The following is a 26,416-nucleotide window of genomic DNA, read 5'->3' on the forward strand; positions in this document are numbered from 1 at the left end:
AACTCGAACACTGCGACCTGCGTCATCGCCGGCCAAAAACCGCATGGCGCGAATATATTGTTTTTGTTAAGAATATACAGGCCTCGAAAGAAGGTGCCCTGCCGTCGCTTTTTGTCATATGCGACGTCGCTTTCGAAAACAGATTTTTACGCGTCGACCGCTATTGATTGTTGAACGTGTCCGGATTTTAGCCCGGCCGTGCCAGGAACCGAGGAACCCTACTATGGCAGACGATGAAATCATTCTCGAGGACCTTTCCGACGAGGAACTTGTGCAGCAGATGCATGACGACCTCTATGACGGCCTCAAGGAGGAGATCGAGGACGGAACCAACATCCTGCTCAAGCGTGGCTGGACGCCCTACGACGTCCTGACCCAGGCACTGGTCGAAGGCATGCGGATCGTCGGCGTCGATTTCCGCGACGGCATCCTGTTCGTGCCGGAAGTTCTGCTGTCGGCCAATGCGATGAAGGCAGGCATGTTCATCCTGCGGCCGCTGCTCGTCGAAACCGGCGCGCCGAAGCTCGGCAAGATGGTGATCGGCACCGTCAAGGGCGACATTCACGACATCGGCAAGAACCTCGTCGGCATGATGATGGAAGGCGCCGGCTTCGATGTCGTCGACCTCGGCATCAACAACCCGGTCGAAAACTACCTGGAAGCGATCGAGCGCGAGCAGCCCGACATCCTCGGCATGTCGGCGCTTTTGACCACCACCATGCCCTACATGAAGGTCGTCATCGACACGCTGAAGGAAAAGGGACTGCGTGACGACTATGTCGTGCTCGTCGGCGCGCGCCGCTCAACGAGGAATTCGGCAAGGCCGTCGGCGCCGACGCCTATTGCCGCGACGCGGCAGTCGCGGTCGAAACCGCCAAGGACTTCATGAAGCGCAAGCACAACCTGCTCGCTGCCGGCTGAGCCCGCTTCACGAACACGAAAGCCGGCCGCAGCAATGACGCTTGCGGCCGGCTTTTCATTTGCTGGCATGAAAACGGAGGGCTGCGCAACCGCGGCGTCTGCTGATGTTCCACGTCGCGACCGCCGCGGAACACCAGGCTGGACACCAGGGGATCAAAGCGTCTCTGGCACAGCCGAATTCGACGCGCGGCGCTTCAGGTCACGGCTCAGTTGGCGGCGTTGGCCACCTTCTTGCCGGCCGACTGTGTCGCGTTGACGGTGTTTGCGGTATCCTGACCGATGCCGCGGATTGTGTTGCCGCAGGCGCTCAACGTCATAAGCGCGATGAGCACGGCTCCGACGGTCGCAACAGTTTGTGTTTTCATGGCCAGCTTCCTTCACGTTGATCACTGGGTGGAATCGAGATGGAAAACGTATCGCGCACAATAGAACGCGCACAACCGGAAAAAGTTCACGTCATCGGTTGCGGCGCAATCGCGCGCGAAATTCTGGCCATCTGCCAGGCCAACAGGCTCGACCATGTCGACCTCTCCTGTCTGCCCGCCATCTGGCACAACACGCCGGAAAAGATCACGCCGGGGGTCAAGGAGGCGATTGCCAAGGCACGTGCAGCCGGCTTCGAGCGCATCTTCGTCGCCTATGCCGATTGCGGCACCGGGGGCCACCTCGACCGGCTCTGCGAAGAAGAATGCGTCGAGCGCATTCCCGGCCCGCACTGCTATTCCTTCTTCGCCGGCAACGATGCCTTTGCCAGCCGCTGGGACGACGATCTGACCGCCTTTTTCCTCACCGACTTCCTCGCCCGCCAGTTCGAGTCCTTCGTCATCGAGCCGCTCGGCCTCAAGCGCCATCCGGAACTCCGGGATATGTATTTTGGCCATTACCGCAAGCTCGTCTACCTCTCGCAGCAGGAAGACGAAGCGCTGCAGGCAAAGGCCAAAGAAGCCGCCGATTACCTCGGCCTCGAATACGAATACCGCTTCACCGGCTATGGCGACCTGACGAAATCACTGCTGAGCGCCTGATCCCGCAGAAGGTATGTGGCGCCCAGCTCAGGTAGAAAAGACCGAGGGAAAGCTCAGTTCGCCAACAGGATGAGCTCGGATCTGGCAGCATACACAACCCGCCTCAATTGAAACTCAATCGACGCGCTATGCTGTGGCAAGTTGATTTGGCCGATGTGGCTTTCGCGGTATCAGAACTTCGAACCGCCCCAATCCCCTAAATTCTCGACAGACAGGCAGGCTCGGCGTCAGTGCTTGCGGCCAACGCGTCTCGAAACAGATCTCGAGCCGTCTGTCCGGCCCATCGCAACGAGCATTTGATCCGTCTACGCCAGCGCGAAATGCGGAGCGGCTGTTGCAGCCGAATTACTCTTACCAACGCTTGAGGAGGACTGAGACCACTATGAACGCTCTATCTTTCACGAAACGCATCATCCGCGGCCCGCGCGACACGTTACCGATCCACCGCTTCCATGTTGGCCAACTTGTCCGCTCCAAGGGGGCGCTGACGAGAGAGTCAATATCTGGAGAAACGTATCGCATCGTTGCGACGCTGCCGATCCGCGACAATGCGCTCCAGTATCGCATCCGCAGCAGCCGCGAAACCCATGAGCGTGTAACGGATGAAGGCAATCTCGAATTGATTGTCAGTGCCGGCAAGGATGGGATGGCATTGGCCGAGCGAGCCTTCAGAACGGCACATATCCTATAACGACCATGCCAAACCGGCCAAACAGATCAGCCACGGGAGGCGAACATGAAATACCACATACCGGCTCAGATCTATCTCTTCGACTATCGCGGTCTGTTTGCCTGGATTGCTCTTTCGGTCGCGGTCTTTGTGGTCATCACCACGATCCTCTTCGGCCGGATCTTGTGATGGCGCGGCACGGAGCCAAACGCCCATCCTCACTCGTCCGCCCGGCCGACCGCTGGCCGAGCTGGCTTATCGCTAAAAAGGATCACACGATGCCACTAAGCTTCCCCAACCAAAGCCGAAGCTTCGACGATACCAGGAACGCTGTTCGCTTCCTTGGCCACGATGGCATGTTCGAAGTGCCCTTCTATGTCGAGGCGGAGGCGCTCTCGCGTGGCGCGCCGACCCGGACGACAGAAGCGGCCTGCCTTCTGGCATTCGACGCTGCACGCAACAAGATCTACGAAGTCGCAAAGGCAGCATATGCCCACGGTCGCAAGACGATCTATGTCCTGACCGCCGCGGACTTCCGTTAGACCGGACAAGCCGGCGCCTTATCTGCCACCATCGAACGAACACGCTCGTCGCGACGCGCTCGGGGTCCGATGCCCCAGCCTCGGCCAAACCGTCTCCCGATGCCACTTCTGGCATCTGCTTCCCAAATACCCGCCATTAAGTCGCCGGTAACGCGCCAGCCGCCATATCTGTTGCGACCAACGCTTCAGGGGCCGGCATGGCGGACGCAGACAATGAGACCAACACCGCGGCCAGGCAGCCGAGCCGCGTCGTCGTGGTGACGGCGGGCGGAGAAAATCCCTGGATCATGATCAATGCGCTCGCCGCACGCTTTGACGATATCGTCGTTCTCCAGGAGCAGCCGGAATCCAAGAGCCTCTTCCTGCGCCGGCGGGCGCGAAAGCTCGGGTGGCCGACAGCGATCGGGCAATTGGCGACAATGATCGCCTCGCGCTTCGGCAAGCGCTTTACCCGGAAGAGAGCGGAAGGCATCCTTAGGCACTACGGTGTATCGGGCGCGCCGGATCCGAGCGTACCGGTTTGCCAGATCACGTCCGTGAACGACGCTGAGGCTGTGTCGCAGATCCGGCAGCTCGCGCCAAAAGTCGTCTTTCTCATCAGTTGCCGCCTGTTGAAGGCCCATACCCTGGCGCAGATCCCCTGCCCGGTCGTCAACTTCCATGCCGGCATCAATCCGGGCTATCGCGGGCTGATGGGCGGCTACTGGGCGCAGGTCAACGACGATGTCATCAATTTCGGCGCGACCGTGCATCTCGTCGACGAAGGCGTCGATACCGGCGGCATTCTCTACCAGTCGCGCCAGACGCCCGACCGCCGCGATACGATGCATACCTATCCGCTGCTGCAGACGGCGGCCTCCACCGGCATCGCCATTGCCGCCGTCGACGATGCCCTCAAGGGCAAGCTGCAACCGCTCGATGTCGCAGGCCCGTCGCAACAGTGGTACCACCCGCCGATCTGGACATGGCTCTGGAATGGAATTCGGCGCGGCATCTGGTAGGAAAACCGGGCGCAGATTCGCCGATGAGGACACGCCGCCTGTGGCCGTCAGAAGGCCCTAAGGCCCTGAAATTTCTGACACTCCTCAACCGATGGATATCCCGAAGTGTGGACTTGCCCGCATTGCGGCAACGCGTAGAGTGCCGGGGGTCTTCGACGTTCTGCGCCGGCGTCGTTTTTGGACACATCCAACGTCGTGGCGAGGTGAGCCACAGCGCCCGGACATAAGCATTGTCGCAGGAAGAGGAGAACGACACCCGATGGCAGATCGCATAATCGTCTACTGGCGCGACATCCCGGCCCAGGTCATCATCAAGAAGGGCCGCACGACCGCCAAGCGCGAGCTTTCGCTGCGCTTCACCGAGGCGATCGACATGTGCGCCATGCGCACCGGCGCTGCCGAAACCGACGATTATCTCGCCGAATGGCGCAAGGCCGAGCCAGAACCCGTCTCCGACGAACTGGAAGCGGAAGCAGACCGTGCGGCCGCCGAGCTCGAAGCCGCCTATGACCGCGAGCGCCTGGTTGCCCTCGTCAAAGCAGGAGGCCGCGACAATGGCTGAGCCGAAGCTCGCAGGTGCAGCGGAGGCGAAGATCGTCAAGGGCAATGCCGCGCCTGCCGCCAAGGCCGCGACCGGCGCCTATACCCCCGCCGGCGTTTCGCCGAGCCGCCGCTCGCGCCACAAATATACCGTCCGCCTCTGGGCCGTGCGCCATTCGCGCTTCCTCGAATGGTTCTACAACCGCTTTGCCGATCTCTTCCTGCTGTTGCACCCGCTGTGGAACGCAATTGGCTACGGCCGCGTCGAGCGGCCGGTGACCTTCGTCGAACGCCACGTCAAAGGCTTTCTTTTCGACTGTCGCATGTGCGGCCAGTGCGCGCTGTCGTCGACCGGCATGTCCTGCCCGATGAACTGTCCGAAGCAGCTGCGCAACGGCCCCTGCGGCGGCGTCAGGGCCAACGGCAATTGCGAGGTCGAGCCGGATATGCCCTGCGTCTGGGTGCAGGCGTGGAAAGGTTCGCAGAACATGACGAAGGGCGATGCGATCATGAACGTGCAGAAGCCGGTCAACCAGTCGCTGCGCGAGACCTCGTCGTGGCTGCGGGTGACGGCGGAAGCCGCCGCCCGCCGCGAAGCCCAGGCAAAAGAGAACCAGGCATGAGCCCCGATTACAATCCATACGACCCCGGCGCGCCGCTCGATCCTCTGCCCGGCCACTCCTCGCGCGGACGGCTCGAGCGCGTTTTGCGTCGCGGCGAATTTGCCGTCACCGCCGAACTCAACCCGCCCGACAGCGCCAACCCGCAGGACGTCTACGAGCGCGCCGCAATCTTCGATGGCTGGGTCGACGGCATCAATGCGGTCGATGCCTCCGGCGCCAACTGCCACATGTCATCTGTCGGCATCTGCGCACTGCTGACGCGCATGGGCTATGCCCCGATCATGCAGATCGCCTGCCGCGACAAGAACCGCATCGCCATCCAGGGCGACGTGCTCGGCGCGTCCGCCATGGGCGTGCAGAACGTCATGTGCCTGACCGGCGACGGCGTGCAGGCCGGCGACCAGCCGGGCGCCAAGCCGGTGTTCGACCTCGACTGCATGTCGCTGCTCGAGACCGTGCGCATCATGCGCGACAATTCCAAGTTCCTCTCCGGCCGCAAGCTGACGACGCCGCCACAGGTGTTTCTCGGCGCCGCCATCAACCCCTTTGCGCCTCCCTACGACTTCCGCCCCTATCGGCTGGCCAAGAAGATCGAGGCCGGCGCGCAGTTCGTCCAGAGCCAGTACTGCTTCGACGTGCCGATGTTCCGCGAATACATGAAGAAGGTGCGCGATCTCGGCCTGCACGAAAAATGCTTCATCCTCGTCGGCGTCGGACCGATGGCGTCGGCGAAAACCGCCCGCTGGATCCGCTCCAACGTGCCGGGCATCCACATTCCCGACAGCATCATCACGCGGCTGGAAGGTGCGCAGGATCAGAAAAAGGAAGGTAAGCAGCTCTGCATCGACATCATCAACGAGGTCAAGGAGATCGAAGGCGTCTCCGGCGTCCACGTCATGGCCTATCGCCAGGAAGAATATGTCGCAGAGATCGTGCATGAATCGGGCGTGTTGAAGGGTCGCAAGCCCTGGAAACACGAAACGCTGCCGACCGATGCGCTTGTCGCCTCCCGCATGGAGCACATTCGCGAAGGCAAGGAAGAAAACCAGCAGGAGATGGCCGAGGCCGCGGCCCACCATCCCCACTGAGGCAATCGCAGACAAAACCGGCGCCGCCCGTCCGGCCGCCTCCATCGCTTAACGGGTGAGATAACGAAACCCGACGCCACAGGATCAAAGGATCTTACATGACCCGTACCATCGTCGCTTCCGCCACCCGCGAAATCATCATCGGCTTCGACCAGCCCTTCTGCGTCATCGGCGAGCGCATCAATCCGACCGGCCGCAAGAAGCTGGCCGCGGAAATGATCGAAGGCAATTTCGACACCGTCATCAAGGACGCGCTGGAGCAGGTCGCCGCCGGTGCGACGATGCTCGACGTCAACGCCGGCGTCACCGCCGTCAACCCGAACGAGACCGAACCGCCGTTGCTGGTCAAGACGCTGGAAATCGTCCAGGGCCTTGTCGACGTGCCGCTGTCGATTGACAGCTCCGTGTCGGCGGCAATCGAGGCGGCGTTGAAGGTCGCCAAGGGCCGGCCGCTCGTCAATTCCGTCACCGGCGAAGAGGAAAAGCTGGAAGCGATCCTGCCGCTCTGCAAGAAATACGACGTGCCGGTTGTCGCCATCTCCAACGACGAAACCGGCATTTCGATGGATCCGGACGTGCGCTTCGCCGTTGCCAAGAAGATCGTCGAGCGCGCCATGGATCATGGCATCAAGCCACACGACATCGTCGTCGATCCGCTGGTCATGCCGATCGGCGCCCTGGGCGACGCCGGCCGGCAGGTGTTTGCGCTTCTGCGCCGTCTGCGCGAAGAGCTGAAGGTCAACACCACCTGCGGCCTCTCCAACATCTCCTTCGGCCTGCCGCATCGCCACGGCATCAATGCCGGCTTCATCCCCATGGTCATCGGCGCCGGTATGACGTCCGCGATCATGAACCCCTGCCGTCCGCAGGAGATGGAGGCCGTTCGCGCTGCAAACGTTCTGAACGGCACCGACGCCAACTGCACCAACTGGATCAGGACCTACCGCGACCACAAGCCGGCAGAAGGCGGCCATGCCGTGGCGGCGGCCGCAGCACCGGCAGCCTCCGGCGGTCGTCGCGGCGGGCGCGCCGCGCGCACCGGCGGAGCTGCGGCGAGCGAATAGGCTTTTGCTCGGCGCCGTACTGCACATCGAAAGGACAACCAGGTCATGAGTTGCCCTGGTTGTCCTTTGGCTCTCCTTGTCAGATATGCGCTCTTTGAGGATGCGGGCGAGTTCAAAAGGCTCTACGGTGCGCTCAGGACCTAAGGCATGTCGCGCAAAAGTGCGCAGCGGTTTTGCGATAACGACATGGGCAAAAACAAGAACTTAAAGCGCAGCAAGCGAATCCTGGAGATCGCGACGCGCTTTAAGTCCTGCCGGTCCTGTTCGCAAACCTCGCAGTGCTTGCCGTCACTTTCGTTGCGGTTGTCACGAGGAGGATCAACTTTGGTTCCCAGGAACGGGTCATGAACGTCTGTTTCTGGGGTAGCTCGACGACACTGGCGGCGGCGTTTGTCTGGGCAATAGCAGCTGGGAAACTGACCACGGCTCCATAGTCAAGCATCCGACCGTCGCTGTCGCAGCACAAGAGTAGGGATCATCGATGACAACGCGCCGACTTCACCTCGACACTTTCACGCTCTGGTTCGAAGCCCCTTTCGTCATGGCGCTGCGGCTGCACGAAATGCAACTGGCGGCACTGACCGGGAAAACGCAGGATCCGACCGAGCTTAGCCGCATGGTCTCCGAGAAGATCGCGGCCACCGCGGAAAGTGCCATGGCCGTGAACATGGCGCTGTGGCGCACCGGTTTCGATAATGCGGTGCGGCTGATGACCGGCGGCGGCGCATCGCTTGGCCTGGGTGGAACGGCGATCGCTGCCGCCGCCCTTAAACCCTACGGCAAGCGCGTGCGCGTCAATGCCCGGCGCCTGTCGCGCAAGACGTCATGAACGGATACGCCCCGCGAGCGCAACCCTGACGAAATGATGCTCGCAGATCTTTCCATGTCGGGATCTGACAACTATCAGGCAGCATTCCGGTGCAGTCTGAAGACGTTTACCCATGCCTCGGTCCATCGGGCAGAAGCAGGCTTTAGGAAAGACAGAACAGAATGCGCATCGAAGGCACTTCCGAAATCGAGACCAACATGACCGAAGCCGCGCACAAGGATCCCCTCGTTCTGTTCATGCCATCGGGCAAGCGCGGCCGCTTCCCGGTCGGCACGCCGGTTCTCGATGCCGCCCGCTCGCTCGGGGTCTATGTCGAAAGTGTTTGCGGCGGCCGCGCCACCTGCGGGCGCTGTCAGATCGAGGTGCAGGAAGGCAACTTCGCCAAGCACAAGATCGTCTCCTCCAACGACCATATTTCGCCTGTTGGCCCGAAGGAACAGCGCTACGCCTCCGTGCGCGAACTGCCTGACGGTCGCCGGCTTTCCTGTTCCGCCCAGATTCTCGGCGATCTCGTCATCGACGTGCCGCAGGATACCGTCATCAACGCCCAGGTGGTGCGCAAGGCCGCAAGCGACCGGGTGATCGAGCGCAACGCCGCCATCCAGCTTTGCTATGTCGAGGTCGATGAGCCCGACATGCACAAGCCGCTCGGCGATCTCGACCGGCTGAAGGTGATGCTGGAGAAGGACTGGGGCTGGAAGGACCTGCTGATCGCGCCGCACCTGATTCCGCAGGTCCAGGGCATCCTGCGCAAGGGCAATTGGGCCGTGACCGCCGCCATCCACCGCGACATGGACAGTTCACGCCCCTTCATCGTCGGCCTGTGGCCGGGCCTCAAGAACGAGGCCTATGGCGTTGCCTGCGACATCGGCTCGACGACGATCGCCATGCATCTCGTCTCGCTGCTCTCCGGCCGTATCGTCGGCTCCTCGGGCACCTCGAACCCGCAGATCCGCTTCGGCGAGGATCTGATGAGCCGCGTCTCCTATGTGATGATGAATCCCGATGGCCGCGAGGCGATGACCAAGGCGGTGCGCGAGGCGGTCAACGGCCTGATCGGCAAGGTCTGCGCCGAAGGTGAGGTCGACCGCCACGACATCCTCGACATGGTCTTCGTCGGCAACCCGATCATGCACCACCTGTTCCTTGGCATCGACCCGACCGAGCTCGGCCAGGCGCCGTTTGCGCTCGCTGTCTCCGGCGCGCTGCAATATTGGGCGCACGAGATCGACATCGACGTCAACCGCGGCGCCCGGCTCTACATGCTGCCCTGCATCGCCGGCCATGTCGGCGCCGATGCCGCCGGCGCCACGCTGTCGGAAGGCCCTTACCGGCAGGACAAGATGATGCTGCTCGTCGATGTCGGCACCAATGCCGAGATCGTGCTCGGCAACAAGGATCGCGTCGTTGCCGCCTCCTCGCCCACCGGCCCGGCCTTCGAAGGGGCTGAAATCTCCTCCGGCCAGCGTGCCGCACCGGGCGCGATCGAGCGCGTGCGCATTGATCCCGAGACGCTCGAGCCGCGGTTCCGCGTCATCGGCGTCGACAAATGGTCTGATGAGGACGGCTTTGCCGAGGCGGCCGCCGCCGTTGGCGTCACCGGCATCTGCGGCTCGGCGATCATCGAAATCGTCGCGGAGATGTATCTCTCAGGCATCATCTCGCAGGATGGCGTCGTCGATGGCGCGATGGCGGCGAAAAGCCCGCGCATCATCCCGAACGGCCGCACCTTCTCCTACCTGCTGCACGAGGGCCAGCAGCGCATCACCGTGACGCAGAACGATATCCGCGCCATCCAGCTCGCCAAGGCGGCGCTCTATGCCGGCATCAAGCTGCTGATGGAAAAGCTGGATATCGACCATGTCGACACCATCCGCTTTGCCGGGGCCTTCGGTTCCTTCATCGATCCGAAATACGCCATGGTGCTGGGCCTGATCCCGGACTGCGACCTCGACGAGGTGAAGGCCGTCGGCAACGCCGCCGGCACCGGCGCGCTGATGGCGCTCCTGAACCGCGGCCACCGTCGCGAGATCGAGCAAACCGTCAGCAAAATCGAGAAGATAGAGACCGCTCTTGAATCAAAATTTCAGGAGCATTTCATCAACGCGATGGCAATGCCGAACAAGGTCGACGCCTTCCCGAAACTGTCTGCAGTCGTCACCCTGCCGGAGCGCAAGGTGGCGGCAGATGATGGCGAGGGCGGCGGCAGACGGCGGAGGCGTAGCCGGGAGTAGGGCCGAAAAGAAGCAAGCGGACACACTGCGCCCTTTAGAATGGTCTTCAGCGCATCAACGTATGACGTCCATCAGCGTCCTGCGCAGCGGCCCGCCGCGTTCGTCATGAACCACGAGGGAGACCGTCTCGAACAGAACGTCGATCGTGACGTCGTGGAAGGATATGATCCAAAATCGTGGACTGAGGACTTCCCACCGGGCTGTTTCCTCGCCACCAGAGACTTCATTGAACGCCCACGGAAGGACCGGGTATCTGCATCCTGGCAGGCCATCGACATTCATCGGCGTGACTCGGAAATCGATAACGTCACCGAACCTCAGGACCACGTTGCCACCGCCAACCGGGGGCGAGGTCTCGTAGCAAACCAGGGCGTCAATGCCGTCATAGAACACTACGGGGTTTGCGACTGATCCCAATTCGGGAAAAGCCTCCAATGGCGTTGATACCTGCATAATTGATCGCGCGTTGCTTCGGTTGAACGTCATGGCATGCTTGCGTTCAAGTCACTGCATAGTCAAATGTTTTGGCCCAACGGCAAGTGAGGGCGGTGACAGTGCCAAGCATCCCTCCCCCCGCCTGCGGGGGAAGGTGCCGGCAAGCGGATGAGGGCTGCAACAACGCACCAGGGAGCGCGTTCGAGAAAGGCGGTGACGCTTAGAATCTCACGCGGCCCTCGCCGCAAATGCCCCCAGCAGTCCCGTCCATCCATCTTCTGAATCAAGCGCCACGCGGGCTTCATTCGCCTTCGCACCATAATTGGCGAGATCGCGATGTTCGAGCAGTACGGTGGTGCCGCCATCGACTGCGGGCTCGAAGATGACCTCCACCGCGGTCTCAAACTCCGGATCGAACACCCAGTCGGCATTCAGTTGCCATGCAAGGAGGATGCGCCTCGGCCGCTCGCAGGCAAGCACCCGCCCCCATTCCTTCTCCTCGCCGCCATTGCCGATTTCGTACCAGCGGCCGCCCGCAAACGGCTCGACCACGACGGTCCTCTGTCCGCTTGCCGTCAGGCTATGGCTCTTCAGCCACCATTCGCCCATGCCGGCGACGAAGATGTCGAAGGCGCGCTCCGGCGTCGCGCGGACTGTCACGGTTTTGCGCACAGGGGCAGGCTCGATGTGATGCATTTCACAAACTCCCGTTTGCCTCATGGACCGCACCACAAACCATGCCGATATGTCAGATGGCTTCGTCGCGGTCCGCCACTGCCTTGAAGGCGGCGAGTTGATCACCCCAGAAGCGATCGAGCCATTGCCGCAGCGGACCAAGGCCAGCGGGGTCGATCGAATAGATACGGCGCGCGCCTGAAGGCGTGTCGTGAACAAGGCCCGCCTCTTTCAACACTTTCAGGTGCTGCGATATTGCCGGCTGCGACACCGGCAACGACCGTGCGAGATCGGCAACCGAGCAACGACCGGTACCCAGCCTCTCGAAAATCTGGCGCCGCGTCGGGTCTGCCAACGCCGCAAGCACTCTGCCTTCATAAGTCATTACTTATTATAAGCCTACGCTTATGGAAGGGCAAGCACCGCTTGAGCCCGGCGGCAAGACAGCGGGATTGGCACAATGGAACGGCACAAAGTCATGCTGTTTCATGGCGATAAGCTGCGAACGTGATTCAAAATATCAGCAGCGGGTCGGCGCGCTTCACCATCGGACCGAACGTGCTGCGCCCTCTACCCACCAAGCGCGATCGTCACTGCGACAAGTACGGCACCGATCGCTGCCATGGCGAAGGCCATCGGCCAGGGGCTTCGCCCCATATAGCTGCCGAGCCGTGCTCCGACGATAAAAAGCATGATGAGCGCGATGGCGTTCGAAACGCGCATGGCGACGTCGATCTGCTCGATGAACAGGAAGGGAATGCTCGGCGGCAGCGTCGAGATGACGACGAGCGCGAAGATGGCAAGCGCGGCCTTGAGGTCTCCGCCTGTGACCACGGAATGCTGACCGTTGGACGGCAAGGCCCGTACGCGCAGAAGCAGCGCCTCGATTTCGCTTTGCGCTGACACCAACCTGATATCATCAGGGAGGTTGTCGAGAAAGATCTGGCGGGCGCGATCGAGAGGTTCGCGCTGCAGAGCGTCGACCAGGCCGCGACGTCGCACCCGCTCGACCGCGGTCGTTACCACATGCATGACGCCATCGACGATGCCCCAGGCCAGATTGCAGCCGAAAGCGGCGACAAGCACCGCATTCACTTTCTCGCCGCCACCGACGGCCGCACTCATCGTACCGGTGAAGGACAGCGCCATCAGCAGCCCGAAAATGATCTCCGAGAGGCGATCGATCGGATCCAAAATGCGTCGCGACTGGTCATCTCGCGCCATGGCACGCCTTCCCCTTGCGCCGAGATCAACGCATGACGATCGGGTCGCTTTCGGCCGGTTTGTCAGGCAACCGCTGTTGCAAGCCGCGCCTCTCCCGACTGGATCCTCAGTTCCGCGAATGCGTCGCGAACATGATCTGCGACAGCCAGCACCGGCGCCGGCGCATCGTCGATCACCTGCAAGCCGATGTCGTAATGGCCGAGATCCGGTAGGCCGTCACGCTCGCCGAGCTGCACCATCTCACCCTGGACGAGGTAGCGCGGCAGCGGGGCAATCGCGAGGCCCGCGAGCACGGCGGCACGCTGGCCCGTGGTATAGGCGCTGAGAAAGGCAATGCGGAACCGGCGGCCGGCGCGCGACAGCTTTTCCACCGCATCGGCCCGCCAGACGCAACCGTCCTCCCACATCGACACCGGCAGCGGATCCTTAAGATGCGCATTGCCGCATTTGACGCCGGCCCAGACCAGCTTCTCCTGCATCAGGATCTCGCCGTTCTTCGGCGCGACGTCGGTCAGGCTGTTGAAGATCGCGATGTCGAGACGGTGCTCGTCGACGCGCTTGCGCATGGCGCCGCTCATGCCGATCGAGACGTCGACCGTGACGTTCGGATAGGATTCGGCAAAGCGCTTCAACACTTCCGGCAGAATGCGCTCGCCGACATCCTCGGGCGCGCCGACACGCACGACGCCGTTCATGTCGGGCAGCAGGAAGCGAGACACCGTCTCGTTGTTGAGCGCCAGCAGGCGGCGGGCAAAGCCCAAGAGCATCTCGCCCTTGGGCGTCAGCGACACCGAACGCGCATCGCGCAGGAACAGCGTGCAGCCGAGCTGCTCTTCCAGCTTCTTGATCTGCATCGAGACCGCCGACGGCGTGCGATAGACCGTTTCGGCCGCGGTGGTGAAGTTGCCCGTTTCGGCGATGGCGACGAAGGTTTTCAACACATCCATTTCCAGGAGCGGAAGCGCATGGCGCAGCATCATGTTCATGGCGGCATCCTTGTTCAATAAAACTGACAGAATGGTTCACTTCATTTCGTTTGATTGAACATCAGCAAAGACCGATAGTCAAGTTGCAAGGACGCCAAAGGAAGGAAACCAGTCATGTCCGCGACAACAATGGCCTTCTCTGCCCCGCAGGACATCCGGCACGTGAGCAAGGTGAAGCCCAAGATGAACCGCACTCCGGATCATGCCGTGCAAATGGCAAAGGCCCTGCCTGTGAGACAGGTCAATGCCGACGGCGATCTCGTCCTGTCGTTCCTCTCCCGCGTGCAAACGCTGATCGACGGCATTGCACGAAAACGACAGGCAAAACGCATCGCCCGGAATCGGGTGGAAGCCCACCGCGAATTGGCGAAACTACCCAAGCGGGTCCGCAACGACCTCATCTTCGCCGAGACGCTGATTGATCACCATGTTTGATGGAAAACATCAAACATATTCGTTTGAATGATGATTAGGGTTGCGACATATATAGATCGTGGTCGCGACCTCTGAGGCACTCAGAAGGAGCCATGAAATGTCTACTATCCATCTATCACAGACCTCGGAGCGGGCACCCTCCCTCTCGTCCATCCCGGGTCTCTTCAATCTGCGTGCACGCGCCTGGGCTGCCTGGAAGCGCTATGCCAACGAGCGCGCACTTGAAAACCTGTCCTACGACACGATGAAGGACATCGGCTTCCCATCCGTCGACGACGCGGTGCACAAGACCGAACAATGAATGACCGCCTGACCTGTTCTCGGGGACCCAAGACCCCGAGCGCGAACCGCTGAAGGGCATCGTCGAGAAGGCGATGCCCTTCTTCTTTTGTGGTTTCGCCAGATGCCGTCGGGCGTCGAAACGCCCCAAACCGGCCCTTGCGCGAACTTGTCCGATACCGACACCTGGCCCTTTCACCGCCGGCGCGTCGCAATCGGCAAACACAACCCAAAGGCGTTCTTTCTGAAAATTGCGCATCTCTGGCGTTTCTTGTCAGATTACGTCAACGACGCCGGTAAATCTGTCGCATTCCTTACAAAAGCCGCAAAGCCGGCTCGACAGCGGCTTTCCCGCCCCATGTCGCAATGCGAAATGTCTTTGCGGTCGCTGCTTTCCATGTCAATGTCGCAAACAGACAAGCCGGATGGTATCTTCCAAGCGACGAATATACGGCATCGCCAAGCACGGGAAGCCTCATGAACAAGCCCTTGACCAAAAAGCGTTCTCTCGTCTTCTTCCTGGTACCGAACTTTTCCATGCTGCCGTTTTCGGCCGCCATCGAAACGCTCCGCATCGCCAACCGCATGCTCGGCTACGAGGCCTATACATGGCGCCTCACATCGACCGACGGCGAAAAGGTTCTCTCCTCAAGCGGCATCGCGCTTGAGGTCAACTCGTCTCTCGCCGACGAACGCAAGTTCCTGGGCGGGGAAAACCGTCCGTCGATGGTGCTGGTCTGTTCCGGCATCTATGTCGAGGATTTCAACAACAAGTCGGTCAATGCCTGGCTGCGCGAAGTCTACAACCGCGGCGTCGCCGTCGGCAGCCTCTGTACGGGCGCCCATGTGCTGGCCTCGGCCGGCCTGTTGACGGGCAAGCGCTGCGCCATCCACTGGGAAAACCTGCCCGGCTTCTCCGAGAACTTCCCGCAGGTCGACGTCTATGCCGACCTCTATGAGATCGACAGCAACATCTACACCTGCGCCGGCGGCACCGCCTCGCTCGACATGATGCTGAACCTGATCGACCAGGATTTTGGCGAGAACCTCGTCAACCGCGTCTGCGAACAGGCGCTGACCGACCGCGTGCGCGGCCCTCACGACCGCCAGCGGCTGCCGCTGCGCGCCCGTCTCGGCGTCCAGAACGCCAAGGTGCTGTCGATCATCGAGCTGATGGAAGGCAATCTTGCCGAACCGCTGTCGCTCCTGGAGATCGCCGAGGGCGCCGACCTGTCGCGCCGGCAGATCGAGCGACTATTCCGCCAGGAGATGGGGCGGTCCCCTGCCCGCTACTATCTGGAGATCCGGCTCGACCGCGCTCGACACCTCCTCATCCAGTCGTCGATGCCGGTCGTCGAAGTCGCCGTCGCCTGCGGCTTCGTCTCGGCGTCGCACTTCTCCAAGTGTTATCGCGAACTCTACAACCGCTCGCCGCAGCAGGAGCGCGCCGACCGCAAGCTGACGCTGCAGATGGCGCGATAGGAACTGGTGCGAACACACAAAAAGTGCGGGTCATCCGCCCTTTTTGTTGGCAACAGGCCGTCCCTTCTTAACCTATCCGGCGATGTGAGCCCGCCAGCCGCCAAAACTTCCCTCATTCCTGTGCCTGTCACAGGAATCCAGCCAGCCCAAGTCCTTGGGCTGAAATGCCCCCTAACCCGACAGACGTCGGGTCGCTGGATCCCTGCCACAGGGGCGAGGATGAGGAGAACGGGGTGCAAACCTCGTTGAAGACGGTATCGGTCCGAATTTCAGATGGAACCGTCCGCCCAATTTGCGGTTGCGCTTGCCGCCGCAGCGATACCACAGACCACCTGGCCCGCTTTGTCGCCCCTCATTTCCCGCCATTCTGGAACCCGCTCCACCCACGTTCGCGCTTGCGTCGATCCGCATTTTTCGCTTGAACGGAAAAGGAGAACGCGTGGCCGCGCCGCAGCCGGAACGTGCTGGCACGCCTCCGCCGCTTGAACATCAGGAGCATTTCACCCCATGGCACCCGTGATCATCGATCCGAGCAAGGTCCACGAGTTCGAAGACAAAGAGCGTTTCTATGTCTGGCTCGGCGCCAACCATGCCGGCGAAACCGAGGTCTGGATCAAGATCCACAAGGTAAGCTCCGGCCTCAAATCGATCACGCCGAAGGAGGCGATCGACGTGATCCTGTGCTGGGGCTGGATCGATGGCGTGCGCAAGAGCCACGACGACCAGAGTTACATGCAGCGCTACACCCCGCGCGGCAAGAAAAGCATCTGGAGCCAGATCAACGTCGACAATGTGGCCCGGCTGATCGCCGAAGGCCGGATGACCCCGTATGGGCTGAAAGAGGTCGACAAGGCCAAGGCCGACGGCCGCTGGGATCGCGCCTATGGCAGCGGCAAGGAAATGAAGATCCCCGACGACCTGCAGGCAGCGATCGACGCCGAGCCGCAGGCGCGAGAAATGCTGGCAAAACTCAGCGCGCAGAACCGCTTCGCGCTTGCCTTCCGCACGCACAATATGAAGACCGAGGCCGGCCGCCGGAAAAAGATCGAGACCTTCGTCGAGATGCTGAAGCGCGGCGAGACGATCTACCCGCAGGCGCGGAAATAGCGCAGGCCACACCGTCAACCCTTGTCCATGAGCGCACCTGTTCAGCCGGATCTGGCTCAGGTCCGGGCGTGGAAGGCGCGCTCCAGTTCGGCGATATCGAGCTTGATCATGCCCAGCATGGCCTCGGTCACACGCCGGGCGCGCTCGCGGTCGGTATGGGCAACCATGTCGCCGAGCGCTCTCGGCACGATCTGCCAGCAAAGACCCCAGCGGTCCCGCAGCCAACCGCATTGCTCGGCCTGCCCGCCGTTTTCAAGCAGCGCATTCCACAGGCGATCGATCTCCTCCTGACTGTCGCATTGGATCATGATCGAGAAGGAATGGTTGAACGGGTCCAGCGGTCCGGCTTCGAGCGCGGTGAAGTTCTGGTTTCCCAGGGTGAACTCGATCACCTTGACGCTGCCCGCCGGCCCGCTCGGCGAATCCGCCGGCATCACCGTCGTGCGGACGATCGCCGAATTGGGCACGAGCGAGACGTAGAGTTCGACGGCCCTGAGGGCGTCCTTTTCGAACCAGAGATTTGAGACAACTTTGGTCATATGCGGCTCCTCTTCGCAGGCCCGGATCATGTCCGGCTGCTTGGAAGACGTTTCGCCGATGCCGAAACCGACAATGCTTCGCGATTCATTGCAATCATCGCGGCTAGCGGCACTAGCTCGCCACCATGCAGGAACAGGTCCTTGGCCGGACAGCGTCGCGGATTGCGGCTCGCTACGACGCCAGTGCGTCGAGCAGTGCGAGCTCCGAAATCACCCGGTTTCGCCCGGCGTGCTTGGCCATGTAGAGAAACTGGTCGGCCGCATGCAGGTAGTTCTCGAAGGACTCCGGCGCCTCGATGGTCGCAAGACCGATCGACACTGTAATCGACAGTTCCTCGTCATCCGCAACGATGCGCGATCTCGCAAGCTCGATGCGCAGCTTCTCGCAGAACGTGAAGGCGCGCTGGACGTCGAAGCCGTTGAACAGGATGCCGAACTCCTCGCCGCCGAGGCGGGCAAGCAGGTGTTCGTCGCCGACCAGCGTCGTCAACCGCTTGGCCACATGCTTCAACACGACGTCGCCGATCTCGTGGCCATAGGTGTCGTTGAGGCGTTTGAAGTGGTCGATGTCGAGAATGGCGATGGCCGTGGTCTCGCCGCGGCGCAGGCACTGCTCGACGAGGCGCGGGCCGGTCAGGAAGAAATGGCGGCGATTGTAGATATCGGTGAGATAGTCGCTCGCTGCCTGTCGCTGCAGCGTCTGCAACCGTTTCTGGATGCCGGCGGCATAGGCGATGCGACCGTTGAACTCTGCCTCAAGGAATGGCTTCTGGATGAAGTCCGTCCCGCCGGCCTCAAGGAACCGCGCTCCGATCCGGCGGTCGCCGCTGTCGGAAAGCGCGATCACCGGCAGCGCCTCATCGCCCTGGCGCCGGCGCACCTCGGCAAGCAGCGCTGCCCCAGTCATGTCGGACAAATCAAGATCGGTGACGACGATATCGATCGCCTCGCCGGAATCGAGCACCAGCAGCGCATCGGCGGCGCAAGCGACCTCGCACACCGAAATCCGCTGCCGGCGCAGGATGCCCGCAAGCTCGACCCGCGACGGCGTGTCGGAATCGGCAAGCAGCACCGTCGTCTTGCCATTGGTCAAGGCCCGGTCCACGGCGCCGATCAGGAGATTGATCGATTCCGGCTGGTTCTTGATGACACAATCGAGCGCGCCGCGACCGAGGATCTGGTCGCGCGTGTTGTCGTTGAAGGCCGCGGTGAAGACGACGGCCGGAACGTTGTTGGCGAGGATGAAGTCGAGCGCCTCACAATTGGGCGCGTCGGGAAGATTGAGGTCGAGCACGGCGAGCGAGAAGCTATCCGGCGCTGCGGTCATTTCCTGGCGCAGCGCCTCCAGCGAGGCGCAATGGGTGACACGAATACCATGCACCGTTTCCAGGCCGTATTTCAGCGCGGTGGCAAACATGCGGGAATCTTCGATCAGCAACATGCGCTTGTCGCTGTGCTTCTGCACAGAATTGATCCGACCTGGCGTGCGGCGCAATCTCACGTCCCTGCAAATCCCGATTTCGAGCCGCAGGCGTGCTGTCCCAAAAAGGGCGACGCTGGCTCCCAATATACAATTATACCCGGCACGGATCGCGCCAGACATTTTGTCTTGGCATGACCAGGCGTTACCGGGCTCCCCACTTTTGTTGCGGCCGATTGAAGACGGTCCGGATTGCAATTTCGTTAATGCGGCAACCGTAAGAGGGCTTTTCTCGCGACCCCGGCAATTTTAGGGGTCGCAAGCGCAGGAAAGCGGCAGATGCGCCGGCGTGTGTAGCCGACGGATGAGCGCCACCGCCTCGAAACGGAGGTGGCGGGCGGGATCAAGGCGCCGACAAACGGCGCATCCGGCAGCCAGGTTCGCGGAGTTCGCAGGCGCGTTAAAGCGCGTCGCGATCTTTCAGATTCGCTTGCCGCGCTTCAAGTTCTTGTTTTTACGCATGTCGTTATCGCAAAACCGCAGCACACTTTTGCGCGACATGCTTTAGGCCGGAACTTTCACCTTTTCGCTCAAGGTCTTGATCTTGATCAGCGTGTCGAGGTTCTGGTTGACGCGGCAATAGAACTCTTCGTTGACGAAGGGGCGCACGACGAAATCGTTGCCGCCGGCCTTGAGGAAGCGTGCCGACAAGAGCCGGTTGGTCGAGGACGAGACGCCGATGATGCGCAACTGGTGCGGCCCATAGGTGCCGCGAATGCGCCGCGTCAGCTCGAAGCCGTCGATGTCGGGCATGTTGTAGTCGGTGATGACGAGGCCGATATCCGGATGGTTCTTGAGGATTTCGAGCGCCGTCGCACCGTTTTCTGCCGTGCTGGTGCGGAAATTGTAGCGTTTCAGCTGCGTCGTCAGCAGCGCGCGCGCCGTCGGGCTGTCGTCGACGATGAGCACATGGTGCTTGTGGTTGGTGAGAAACCGGCAAACCGATTCCGCCAGCATGTCGACGGCAAAGACGCTGTCCTTGATGACATAGTCGACGATCTCCTTGGCCAGGATCTTCTCGCGCGTACTTTCCTGGAAGGAGCCGGTGAAGACCACGGTCGGCACGCTCATCTCGATGAGATAATTCAGCGCCTCGCCATTCTCGGCACCGGGCAGGTTGATGTTGGAAATGGCCAGCGACGCCGGGAATGTCGCATTTTCGACGGCAAACTGCAGATCGTCATAATCGCGGCAGACGATGACGTCGATGTCGAACAGCTCTTTCAGCCGCTTCGAGACCATCGACGAAAACAGATTGGAGTCCTCGGCAAGCACGATGCGGTGCTCAGCAAGAGATTCACCGGAATAGTACATTCCGGAAACGCCGAAAAATGACATTGATCGCCTATAAGAAAGAGTGTCCCCGAAGCCATGCTAGAGGAGAAAGACTTTCCCGGCTGTTAATGAGGTAGCCGTGAAATGCTGCTTGGCGCGCTTGCATTCAGGTCTGCGCATACGACCCAATAGCCCTGCGGGGCCGTCAAGCCTTCGGCGTCGCTCCGCGCCGCTCGAGCGCAGTCTTGCGGATGATGTCCGCGATCTCCGGGTTGCTGCTGGACAGCATCTGGAAATCCTCCGAATACAGCGACAACAGCGAGACCTCGGTCGCCGCGCTGACGGTCGCCGAGCGGGGCTCGCCCGTAATCAGCGCCATCTCGCCGAAGAAGCTGCCAGCGTCTAGCTCCACCGGGTTCGGTGTCGCGATACTGACGCGTCCCTCGACGATGAAGAACATCTGGTCGCCGGCCTCGCCCTTGCGGCATATGACAGCGCCCGCCGGCACGACGCGAGGCCTCAGCGCCCGCACGATCTCGACGAGCGCCGACGAGCCAAGCCTCTGAAACAGTGGCACGGTCGCCACCAACTGCCAATTGCGCACGAAGTCCCGGCGACGGACCTCTTCGTAGAAGCCGGTGGCGAGGATGCCGGCCCAGAGCGCAAAGATGCCGATGCCGCACATCATGACCAGCCCGGCAAGGACGCGGCCGGCGAAGCTTTGCGGAATCTCGTCTCCATAGCCGGTGGTCGACAGCGTCACCACCGCCCACCACATCGCCTGGGGGATGCTGCCGAACGTGTTAGGCTGGACGTCGCGCTCGATGAGATAGGCCGTGAGCGCCGCACCAAAAAGAACGATGCCGAAGATCGAGGTGATGCCGATCAGGTTACGTGCCTGTTTGCTCAGGACGCTGCCCATAAGCCGGAAGAAGGGCGATCCGCGCAGAGGCTTCAGCAGCCAGATGGCACAGTAGAGGGTCTGATCGCGCGTGCCGACAAACAGCACCGCGGCGAAAGGAACCAAGACAGCAAGCACATCGATAGCAATCGCCGGCAGCCTGTCCCAAAAGTCTCTCTCGCGCGCGGCGATCAGCGTCACGATCAGTTGCAGGACATAGATGGCCCAGATGAGAGCAAGCAGGACCTCCAAATTGAGCCTGGTTCGTCCGGTCATGTCCGGCGTCGTGAGTGCAGCGACCGCCACGAGCCCAACCACGGCGAGCAGCCCGCCGAGCGGCGCAGAAATCTTCGAGAACGGCCGTGCCGACATTCAACGCTCCCGCGGCCTACCACCCTCTTAGCATAAGATGCTTCAGGCCAAGCGCAATGGGGCCAACGAGACGACCCTGGAGCAGAGTTGACCTTGGCAAAAGCGTCGACGCGGCGCCGGCTCCCATCGGCTGGTCGAAGAGCCGGCTCAGTTTCTCAGCCCGCCAAGACAAGGCGCTGACCGCGCGCCCATTTCAGTATAAGATACCACCATGAGCGAAACCCAGGCCCTCTTCGACGTCCTGCGCCAGTCGGCGGCACCCGCCTTCGCCGATGCCATCGAGCGGCACGTGCGCGACGCGCCGGACCGCAAGCTCGGCCGCATCAATGCGCTCGCCTTTGCCGCCGAGCACGGGCTGGACGAAGAAAAGACGATCGCCGGTTTCCTGCACGCCTCGCGGCTTGGTCTGTTCGAACTGTCCTGGAATGTGCTCTGCCCCGGCTGCGGCGGGGTGCTCGACGCCAACACCTCGCTGAAAACCGTGCAGAGCGAGGCCTATACCTGCGCGCTTTGCGCAGCCGGCTACGAGCCGACGCTGGACGAGATGATCGAGGTGACGTTTACCGTCAGCCCGCGCGTCCGCCATATCGAGGCCCACAATCCGCACGAGCTTCCAGCCGCCGAATATTTCCGCCAGGTCTACTGGGGCTCCGGTGTCGACCTGCCTGAAGACGATTACGAGGCGAAGGCCGAGGAGTTCATTCTCGAGACTCTCGAACTGCCGCCCGGCGAAAAGGCCGTCATCGCGCTGCAGCTTCCGGCCGAGTTCATCATCATCTTCGAGCCGGTGACACACGCAGCGCAGTTCATCGACGTGTCGGGAGAACCGACGAAGGAAAGGCGCAACCTATCCCTGGTGTTCGATCGCACCCATCGGCATAACGAGACCATCAGCATGCAGCCGGGTCCGCTGCGGATCCAGGTGGAGAACCATGCGGAGGTGCGCACGCTGCCCACGGTCTGCGTCGCCGGCGAAGCGCTGCATGCGCTGCTCGGGCGCCGTCGTCCTTTCCTGACGGCCAAGCGGCTGCTGTCCAACCAGACATTCCGCGACATCTACCGCACCGATACGATCGACGTAGACCAGCGCCTGAAGATCACCAGCATGACATTCCTGTTCACGGACCTTCGCGGCTCGACCGAGCTTTACGAGCGTGTCGGTGATCTCGCCGCCTTCGATCTGGTCAAGACCCATTTCACCGTGCTCAACGAGATCGTTGCCGCCGAAGCCGGCGCCGTGGTCAAGACGATCGGCGACGCCGTCATGGCAACCTTCCCGACGCCCGATCGGGCGATCGCCGCGGCCATGCGGATGCGCGACGCCATGCGCGAGCTCAATCACGAGCGCAGCAGCGAGGACCTGCTGTTGAAGATCGGCATCCATGAAGGCCCCTGCATCGCCGTCAGCCTCAACGAGAGGCAGGACTATTTCGGCCAGACGGTCAACATCGCCTCGCGCGTGCAGCACCTCGCCACCGCCCAGGAGATCTTCGCCACCAGCACGGTGCTGCGCAATCCGGCCGCCGCCGACCTGCTCAGCGAGCGCGGCCTCAACCCGATGACACACAACGTCACGCTGCGCGGCATCACCAACGAGATCAGCATCTTCGCCATACCTTGATCGTGATGTCGGCAAGCGCGTTCAGCGCGCGCTCAGGATCCCAACAACTCCAGGAAATCGAAAAACATCGAGGGCGAGTAGGCGAACAAAACGCCGCTGCCGTAACCGATCAGCCCGTACAGGCTCGCCCCGACCCAGCCGTGGCTTTGCCACCCATAGACAATACCTACAGATGTCGCCGCGCTGATGATGGCAAGGACCCAAACACCGTGAATGAAGGACTGGAACGTCCTAGCCATTCTTGCCTCTTCCAAAGCGCCGCCTATTACTTGGCGCAAACGAACGTCGCGGCCACGAGACGGATTTGCGGGCGCCGATTTTCGTCTCTGCATTGTAGGTAGGTACGCCTGCACGCTTTGACCAGAGGTTCGGCGCGTGAGCGTTGCATCGCTGAAGCCGGCCTGACAATTCGTTGAGCCGGCACCGATTTGAAAAGAGACTTCGGCAACTGATGCAAGACGTTACGGCGTCCTTGTCGCGTCAGCGTAGGCACGCGACGCCGCGACGAGGCGACAAGGCGCTCTGCTATTCCTCACGATGCGCGGGACATAGAGAGAGCGTGGATTATTTGCTTCTGGCGCTGCGGTCGGCGGCCTCCGCCCGCTTCGGCCGGCGGATGGCTCTGACCTTGCCGCTTGCGCCTCCGCCGCAGAAGAAACGGTCGCCGCCATCGGCCTCAAGCCCCGACACGCCCATGCCGGCCGGCATGTCGAGCCGCTCCAGCACCTCGCCCGTTTGCGGATCGATGCGCCTGACATCGCTGTCGTCGCCTTCCCAGGTGCCGTGCCACAGGTCGCCATCGACCCAGGTGACGCCGGTAACGACACGGTTTGACTCGATCGTGCGCAGGATGGCCCCCGTCTCGGGATCGATCTGATGGATTTTTCGCCCCCGATGCTGGCCCACCCACAGCGTACCTTCCGCCCATGCAAGGCCGGAGTCGCCACCGTTGCCCGGCGCCGGGATCGTCGAAAGTACGCGGCCGGTCTTCGGATCGATCTTCTGGATGCAATCCTCGGCGATCTGGAACAGGTGCTCCCCGTCGAAGGCCGTGCCCGCATGGGCGGCGACATCGATGGAACGCACCGTCTCACCGCTCTCGGGGTCGAGCGCATTCAATTTGTCGCCGGTGGCAAACCAGACGTGATGGCCGTCGAACGTCACGCCATGCACCTGCTCGGCACCGGGAAAGGGACCATATTCGCGGAGAATTTCGGCTGAGGCTTTTTTCATGGTTTCATCCTAATCGCTCGGCAGCGGCCCGGGGAGTAACAACACTGTCGGGAAACCCGGCACCGGCGGCGTCATCCATCGGCGTGCACGTCCCCGCCCGATCGGCTGCACCTTGCCAGCCGCGCAAAGCGCGTCAAGCGCCCGCTGCACCGTGCGCGGGCTCGCCCCAAGCGCAATCGCCAGCGCCGAACTCGCCCACGCCTCGCCATCAGCGAGCAAGGCAAGCACCGCGCCGTGCTGTCCCTCGACGGGCGGCGCCAGCACGGCGACCTCGCGAGCGTGCCGCGGCACCAGCACAAAGCCGCGCGCTGTCGCGCTTACCTCGGCCACATCCCGTAGCTCAGCGCGAAGCCGTCCGATTTCGACGCGCAGTCGCGCCCGGTGCGATTCGTCTGCGTGCCTCGCCCGGAAGGCGCGGGCGAGAAGCGCGCTCCTCGAAGCATCCCCCGGCCAGGCTTCAGCCAGCGTCCTGGCAAGCGCAAAGAGAACCGGGCGCGTCGAGAGTGATGCTAACCTATCACCTGCCCGCACGACATGCCGGCATGCATCGATGACCAGCGCGCCGGATGCCAGCAGCGCCGCGACCTCTTCGAGCAGCAACGCCCTCTCCTCGCCACGGGCGATCAGGCGCGCAGCCGGCTTGGAGAGCGCTAAAAAGGCGCCGTCGACTTCGGCGGTCAATGCCGGGATACCGGCTTCACGCGCCGCCTCGCGCGCCAGCGCCCAGCTGAGCGCGCGCCGTCTTCGTCTGCAGGCGCCTGACGGCGATGCCGGCGACGATGAGAGCGTTGGCGGCGCGTGATGCGGGCGGCAGCGGCATCGGGTCGAAGCCGTCAAGCGCCTGCTCGGCTTCATCGAGGCGGCCGATCAGGACGAGACGTCGGACCTGGAGATTGCGCGCATGGGCGGCGTTGACGCGGTCGCCATGGGCCTCGAGCACAGCCCGCGCCGTCTCAAGCGCCTTCTCCGGCCAGCCAAGGTCGCGTGAAACCAGCGCAATCTCGGCGTCAGCCACGACACATCGCGCCCGTGCCACCGCTTCCCTTGGGCCGAATGCACGCGCGGCACTTTTCAGCAGGGCTTTTGCGCGTGGGAAGTCGCCGAGCTGCGCCTCGCGATCCCGCGCAGCGCCGCGCCGGCGCGTCGTCGCGCAGTGCGACGCCGTTTCAGCGCGCCGAGCGGATCGCCCGCCGCCAGCGCCCGCGCCGCAGCCGTGATCAGCGAGTCCATCGCAATCCCGTCAAACTTGTAACTCCCGCACTCTCAGCTTCGGACGCTAACTGTATTCGCAGACCCGCAACGACCTGCGCAACCGCCGAACAAATGGATAGCCGAAAATGTCGACGCACAGAACCGGAACGATTGAAGGGTCGCGAAGGGCGATAGCTCGTGGCGCGGCCGATCGGCTCCCTCTCCTCGCCAGTCCGACCTTTGCGTTCATGGCGCTTTTGACCGGCGTTCTGAGCATCGGCGAGCCGGACATGCTCTGCACGACCTCAGCCGCGTCCCCGCTGACGGGAATGGTGGCGATGTACGGGCTGATGAGCGCCTTCCATTCCGGGCCGTGGCTGCGGCTGCTCTCCGGACGGCGAAACTCTACCCATCGGCCGTGAGCCCCGATCGTTGCCACCAGACAAACATCTCAACACCAAGGAGGTGGCATGAAAGCAGCCGCGTCCCAGGAGAGAACGGACCATTGAGATGCAGGTGATGATCGAGGGACAGTCACGCTTCCGGCCTTTCGGCTTACCTTATTGGGGTTTCGAAGATCTCAACAAGGGAGTTGGAAGCATGACTGCCTCTTATGATTACCATATCGGCGTCGACTACCACAA

The 26,416-nt window shown here is 62.1% G+C and carries 29 protein-coding genes and 2 pseudogenes; 18 read left to right on the forward strand and 13 right to left on the reverse strand.

Going from position 1 to position 26,416, the window contains the following annotated elements:
• Window positions 1–223 precede the first annotated feature (223 nt).
• Window positions 224–921: pseudogene (locus tag BKP54_RS28505) on the forward strand (B12-binding domain-containing protein).
• Between the two features lie 206 nt (window positions 922–1,127).
• Here BKP54_RS28505 and BKP54_RS28510 read toward each other — a convergent pair.
• Window positions 1,128–1,286 carry a hypothetical protein gene (locus tag BKP54_RS28510; RefSeq protein ID WP_025427400.1) on the reverse strand — a complete coding sequence of 53 codons (159 nt, stop codon included), beginning with the start codon at window positions 1,284–1,286 and terminating at the stop codon, window positions 1,128–1,130.
• A gap of 39 nt (window positions 1,287–1,325) precedes the next feature.
• Between BKP54_RS28510 and BKP54_RS28515 the strand changes: the two genes are divergently transcribed.
• The 11 genes from BKP54_RS28515 (at window position 1,326) to BKP54_RS28565 (ending at window position 10,537) form a co-directional block, all read left to right on the forward strand.
• The gene (locus BKP54_RS28515) at window positions 1,326–1,946 is read left to right on the forward strand and encodes a DUF1638 domain-containing protein (protein ID WP_084815266.1); all 621 of its coding nucleotides are present in this window, start codon (window positions 1,326–1,328) and stop codon (window positions 1,944–1,946) included.
• A 334-nt stretch (window positions 1,947–2,280) separates the two neighbouring features.
• Window positions 2,281–2,637 carry a hypothetical protein gene (locus BKP54_RS28520; protein WP_244445408.1) on the forward strand — a complete coding sequence of 119 codons (357 nt, stop codon included), beginning with the start codon at window positions 2,281–2,283 and terminating at the stop codon, window positions 2,635–2,637.
• A 45-nt stretch (window positions 2,638–2,682) separates the two neighbouring features.
• Window positions 2,683–2,805: a hypothetical protein gene (locus BKP54_RS37200; RefSeq protein WP_255753466.1), complete on the forward strand. Its 123-nt coding sequence runs from the start codon at window positions 2,683–2,685 to the stop codon at window positions 2,803–2,805.
• 89 nt (window positions 2,806–2,894) lie between these two features.
• Window positions 2,895–3,158 (forward strand): DUF1488 domain-containing protein, encoded by a 264-nt coding sequence (locus BKP54_RS28525; RefSeq protein WP_025427403.1) that lies wholly within the window; start codon window positions 2,895–2,897, stop codon window positions 3,156–3,158.
• 197 nt (window positions 3,159–3,355) lie between these two features.
• Window positions 3,356–4,159, forward strand: coding sequence for a formyl transferase (locus tag BKP54_RS28530; protein ID WP_025427404.1), 804 nt, complete (start codon window positions 3,356–3,358; stop codon window positions 4,157–4,159).
• Between the two features lie 259 nt (window positions 4,160–4,418).
• A complete protein-coding gene (locus BKP54_RS28535; protein ID WP_025427405.1) occupies window positions 4,419–4,721 on the forward strand; it encodes a virulence factor in 303 nt (100 codons plus the stop codon).
• Complete coding sequence (locus tag BKP54_RS28540) at window positions 4,714–5,322, forward strand: methylenetetrahydrofolate reductase C-terminal domain-containing protein (RefSeq protein ID WP_057210906.1); 609 nt, start codon at window positions 4,714–4,716, stop codon at window positions 5,320–5,322. The genes BKP54_RS28535 and BKP54_RS28540 overlap by 8 nt, the downstream gene beginning before the upstream one ends.
• Window positions 5,319–6,410: a methylenetetrahydrofolate reductase gene (locus tag BKP54_RS28545; protein WP_025427407.1), complete on the forward strand. Its 1,092-nt coding sequence runs from the start codon at window positions 5,319–5,321 to the stop codon at window positions 6,408–6,410. The genes BKP54_RS28540 and BKP54_RS28545 overlap by 4 nt, the downstream gene beginning before the upstream one ends.
• A gap of 98 nt (window positions 6,411–6,508) precedes the next feature.
• A complete protein-coding gene (locus BKP54_RS28550; protein WP_025427408.1) occupies window positions 6,509–7,474 on the forward strand; it encodes a methyltetrahydrofolate cobalamin methyltransferase in 966 nt (321 codons plus the stop codon).
• Between the two features lie 481 nt (window positions 7,475–7,955).
• Window positions 7,956–8,303, forward strand: a complete 348-nt coding sequence (locus tag BKP54_RS28560; protein WP_025427410.1) for a hypothetical protein — start codon at window positions 7,956–7,958, stop codon at window positions 8,301–8,303.
• Between the two features lie 161 nt (window positions 8,304–8,464).
• Window positions 8,465–10,537: an ASKHA domain-containing protein gene (locus BKP54_RS28565; protein ID WP_025427411.1), complete on the forward strand. Its 2,073-nt coding sequence runs from the start codon at window positions 8,465–8,467 to the stop codon at window positions 10,535–10,537.
• A gap of 54 nt (window positions 10,538–10,591) precedes the next feature.
• Here the strand turns inward: BKP54_RS28565 and BKP54_RS28570 are convergent, their stop codons facing one another.
• The 5 genes from BKP54_RS28570 to BKP54_RS28590 form a co-directional block, all read right to left on the reverse strand.
• Window positions 10,592–11,023 carry a hypothetical protein gene (locus tag BKP54_RS28570; RefSeq protein WP_225906564.1) on the reverse strand — a complete coding sequence of 144 codons (432 nt, stop codon included), beginning with the start codon at window positions 11,021–11,023 and terminating at the stop codon, window positions 10,592–10,594.
• Between the two features lie 177 nt (window positions 11,024–11,200).
• The gene (locus BKP54_RS28575) at window positions 11,201–11,668 is read right to left on the reverse strand and encodes an SRPBCC family protein (RefSeq protein WP_025427413.1); all 468 of its coding nucleotides are present in this window, start codon (window positions 11,666–11,668) and stop codon (window positions 11,201–11,203) included.
• A 52-nt stretch (window positions 11,669–11,720) separates the two neighbouring features.
• On the reverse strand, window positions 11,721–12,032 hold the full coding sequence (locus BKP54_RS28580) for a metalloregulator ArsR/SmtB family transcription factor (protein WP_084815268.1): 312 nt from the start codon (window positions 12,030–12,032) through the stop codon (window positions 11,721–11,723).
• 185 nt (window positions 12,033–12,217) lie between these two features.
• A complete protein-coding gene (locus BKP54_RS28585; RefSeq protein ID WP_025427415.1) occupies window positions 12,218–12,871 on the reverse strand; it encodes a VIT1/CCC1 transporter family protein in 654 nt (217 codons plus the stop codon).
• Window positions 12,872–12,933: 62 nt separating this feature from the next.
• Window positions 12,934–13,857, reverse strand: coding sequence for a LysR family transcriptional regulator (locus tag BKP54_RS28590; protein ID WP_025427416.1), 924 nt, complete (start codon window positions 13,855–13,857; stop codon window positions 12,934–12,936).
• A 162-nt stretch (window positions 13,858–14,019) separates the two neighbouring features.
• On the opposite strand from BKP54_RS28590, the gene BKP54_RS28595 reads away from it, so the two are divergent.
• The 4 genes from BKP54_RS28595 (at window position 14,020) to BKP54_RS28620 (ending at window position 17,160) form a co-directional block, all read left to right on the forward strand.
• Window positions 14,020–14,292 (forward strand): hypothetical protein, encoded by a 273-nt coding sequence (locus BKP54_RS28595; RefSeq protein ID WP_244445409.1) that lies wholly within the window; start codon window positions 14,020–14,022, stop codon window positions 14,290–14,292.
• A gap of 97 nt (window positions 14,293–14,389) precedes the next feature.
• Window positions 14,390–14,593: a hypothetical protein gene (locus tag BKP54_RS28600; protein WP_025427418.1), complete on the forward strand. Its 204-nt coding sequence runs from the start codon at window positions 14,390–14,392 to the stop codon at window positions 14,591–14,593.
• 455 nt (window positions 14,594–15,048) lie between these two features.
• Entirely contained in the window at window positions 15,049–16,053 is a 1,005-nt protein-coding gene (locus tag BKP54_RS28610; protein WP_057210910.1) for a GlxA family transcriptional regulator, read from the forward strand.
• Between the two features lie 507 nt (window positions 16,054–16,560).
• Entirely contained in the window at window positions 16,561–17,160 is a 600-nt protein-coding gene (locus BKP54_RS28620) for a YdeI/OmpD-associated family protein (RefSeq protein ID WP_025427422.1), read from the forward strand.
• A gap of 56 nt (window positions 17,161–17,216) precedes the next feature.
• Here BKP54_RS28620 and BKP54_RS28625 read toward each other — a convergent pair whose 3' ends face one another.
• From BKP54_RS28625 to BKP54_RS28645, 4 genes are all read right to left on the reverse strand, one after another.
• Window positions 17,217–17,699 (reverse strand): VOC family protein, encoded by a 483-nt coding sequence (locus tag BKP54_RS28625; protein WP_025427423.1) that lies wholly within the window; start codon window positions 17,697–17,699, stop codon window positions 17,217–17,219.
• A 172-nt stretch (window positions 17,700–17,871) separates the two neighbouring features.
• Window positions 17,872–19,164, reverse strand: coding sequence for a diguanylate cyclase (locus BKP54_RS28630; RefSeq protein WP_244445410.1), 1,293 nt, complete (start codon window positions 19,162–19,164; stop codon window positions 17,872–17,874).
• 519 nt (window positions 19,165–19,683) lie between these two features.
• Window positions 19,684–20,517 (reverse strand): response regulator, encoded by an 834-nt coding sequence (locus BKP54_RS28640; protein ID WP_025427426.1) that lies wholly within the window; start codon window positions 20,515–20,517, stop codon window positions 19,684–19,686.
• Window positions 20,518–20,659: 142 nt separating this feature from the next.
• Complete coding sequence (locus BKP54_RS28645) at window positions 20,660–21,727, reverse strand: cyclic nucleotide-gated ion channel (RefSeq protein ID WP_057210912.1); 1,068 nt, start codon at window positions 21,725–21,727, stop codon at window positions 20,660–20,662.
• A 211-nt stretch (window positions 21,728–21,938) separates the two neighbouring features.
• Here BKP54_RS28645 and BKP54_RS28650 point away from each other — a divergent pair, with 211 nt between their 5' ends.
• Window positions 21,939–23,348, forward strand: a complete 1,410-nt coding sequence (locus BKP54_RS28650) for an adenylate/guanylate cyclase domain-containing protein (RefSeq protein ID WP_025427428.1) — start codon at window positions 21,939–21,941, stop codon at window positions 23,346–23,348.
• A gap of 32 nt (window positions 23,349–23,380) precedes the next feature.
• On the opposite strand, the gene BKP54_RS28655 is transcribed toward BKP54_RS28650, so the two are convergent.
• The 3 genes and pseudogenes from BKP54_RS28655 to BKP54_RS28665 form a co-directional block, all read right to left on the reverse strand.
• Window positions 23,381–23,587 (reverse strand): hypothetical protein, encoded by a 207-nt coding sequence (locus tag BKP54_RS28655; RefSeq protein WP_025427429.1) that lies wholly within the window; start codon window positions 23,585–23,587, stop codon window positions 23,381–23,383.
• Between the two features lie 325 nt (window positions 23,588–23,912).
• Window positions 23,913–24,581: a PQQ-binding-like beta-propeller repeat protein gene (locus tag BKP54_RS28660; protein WP_025427430.1), complete on the reverse strand. Its 669-nt coding sequence runs from the start codon at window positions 24,579–24,581 to the stop codon at window positions 23,913–23,915.
• A gap of 9 nt (window positions 24,582–24,590) precedes the next feature.
• Window positions 24,591–25,811 (reverse strand): annotated as a pseudogene (locus BKP54_RS28665) (helix-turn-helix domain-containing protein).
• A 107-nt stretch (window positions 25,812–25,918) separates the two neighbouring features.
• Here BKP54_RS28665 and BKP54_RS28670 point away from each other — a divergent pair.
• Window positions 25,919–26,194: a hypothetical protein gene (locus BKP54_RS28670; RefSeq protein WP_025427432.1), complete on the forward strand. Its 276-nt coding sequence runs from the start codon at window positions 25,919–25,921 to the stop codon at window positions 26,192–26,194.
• Window positions 26,195–26,416 lie beyond the last annotated feature (222 nt).

The sequence above is a fragment of the Ensifer sp. 1H6 genome (assembly GCF_001976035.1).
Classification (GTDB): Bacteria; Pseudomonadota; Alphaproteobacteria; order Rhizobiales; family Rhizobiaceae; genus Ensifer; species Ensifer canadensis.

Bases quoted from the DNA above. Each gene is read 5' to 3' on its own strand.
- BKP54_RS28645 (WP_057210912.1), bottom strand. From the start codon at position 21,727: ATGTCGGCACGGCCGTTCTCGAAGATTTCTGCGCCGCTCGGCGGGCTG.
- BKP54_RS28535 (WP_025427405.1), top strand. From the start codon at position 4,419: ATGGCAGATCGCATAATCGTCTACTGGCGCGACATCCCGGCCCAGGTC.
- BKP54_RS28560 (WP_025427410.1), top strand. From the start codon at position 7,956: ATGACAACGCGCCGACTTCACCTCGACACTTTCACGCTCTGGTTCGAA.
- BKP54_RS28575 (WP_025427413.1), bottom strand. From the start codon at position 11,668: ATGCATCACATCGAGCCTGCCCCTGTGCGCAAAACCGTGACAGTCCGC.
- BKP54_RS28660 (WP_025427430.1), bottom strand. From the start codon at position 24,581: ATGAAAAAAGCCTCAGCCGAAATTCTCCGCGAATATGGTCCCTTTCCC.
- BKP54_RS28650 (WP_025427428.1), top strand. From the start codon at position 21,939: ATGAGCGAAACCCAGGCCCTCTTCGACGTCCTGCGCCAGTCGGCGGCA.
- BKP54_RS28525 (WP_025427403.1), top strand. From the start codon at position 2,895: ATGCCACTAAGCTTCCCCAACCAAAGCCGAAGCTTCGACGATACCAGG.
- BKP54_RS37200 (WP_255753466.1), top strand. From the start codon at position 2,683: ATGAAATACCACATACCGGCTCAGATCTATCTCTTCGACTATCGCGGT.
- BKP54_RS28640 (WP_025427426.1), bottom strand. From the start codon at position 20,517: ATGTCATTTTTCGGCGTTTCCGGAATGTACTATTCCGGTGAATCTCTT.
- BKP54_RS28530 (WP_025427404.1), top strand. From the start codon at position 3,356: ATGGCGGACGCAGACAATGAGACCAACACCGCGGCCAGGCAGCCGAGC.
- BKP54_RS28515 (WP_084815266.1), top strand. From the start codon at position 1,326: ATGGAAAACGTATCGCGCACAATAGAACGCGCACAACCGGAAAAAGTT.
- BKP54_RS28620 (WP_025427422.1), top strand. From the start codon at position 16,561: ATGGCACCCGTGATCATCGATCCGAGCAAGGTCCACGAGTTCGAAGAC.
- BKP54_RS28585 (WP_025427415.1), bottom strand. From the start codon at position 12,871: ATGGCGCGAGATGACCAGTCGCGACGCATTTTGGATCCGATCGATCGC.
- BKP54_RS28580 (WP_084815268.1), bottom strand. From the start codon at position 12,032: ATGACTTATGAAGGCAGAGTGCTTGCGGCGTTGGCAGACCCGACGCGG.
- BKP54_RS28510 (WP_025427400.1), bottom strand. From the start codon at position 1,286: ATGAAAACACAAACTGTTGCGACCGTCGGAGCCGTGCTCATCGCGCTT.
- BKP54_RS28600 (WP_025427418.1), top strand. From the start codon at position 14,390: ATGTCTACTATCCATCTATCACAGACCTCGGAGCGGGCACCCTCCCTC.
- BKP54_RS28550 (WP_025427408.1), top strand. From the start codon at position 6,509: ATGACCCGTACCATCGTCGCTTCCGCCACCCGCGAAATCATCATCGGC.
- BKP54_RS28545 (WP_025427407.1), top strand. From the start codon at position 5,319: ATGAGCCCCGATTACAATCCATACGACCCCGGCGCGCCGCTCGATCCT.
- BKP54_RS28610 (WP_057210910.1), top strand. From the start codon at position 15,049: ATGAACAAGCCCTTGACCAAAAAGCGTTCTCTCGTCTTCTTCCTGGTA.
- BKP54_RS28625 (WP_025427423.1), bottom strand. From the start codon at position 17,699: ATGACCAAAGTTGTCTCAAATCTCTGGTTCGAAAAGGACGCCCTCAGG.
- BKP54_RS28670 (WP_025427432.1), top strand. From the start codon at position 25,919: ATGTCGACGCACAGAACCGGAACGATTGAAGGGTCGCGAAGGGCGATA.
- BKP54_RS28565 (WP_025427411.1), top strand. From the start codon at position 8,465: ATGCGCATCGAAGGCACTTCCGAAATCGAGACCAACATGACCGAAGCC.
- BKP54_RS28655 (WP_025427429.1), bottom strand. From the start codon at position 23,587: ATGGCTAGGACGTTCCAGTCCTTCATTCACGGTGTTTGGGTCCTTGCC.
- BKP54_RS28570 (WP_225906564.1), bottom strand. From the start codon at position 11,023: ATGACGTTCAACCGAAGCAACGCGCGATCAATTATGCAGGTATCAACG.
- BKP54_RS28540 (WP_057210906.1), top strand. From the start codon at position 4,714: ATGGCTGAGCCGAAGCTCGCAGGTGCAGCGGAGGCGAAGATCGTCAAG.
- BKP54_RS28590 (WP_025427416.1), bottom strand. From the start codon at position 13,857: ATGAACATGATGCTGCGCCATGCGCTTCCGCTCCTGGAAATGGATGTG.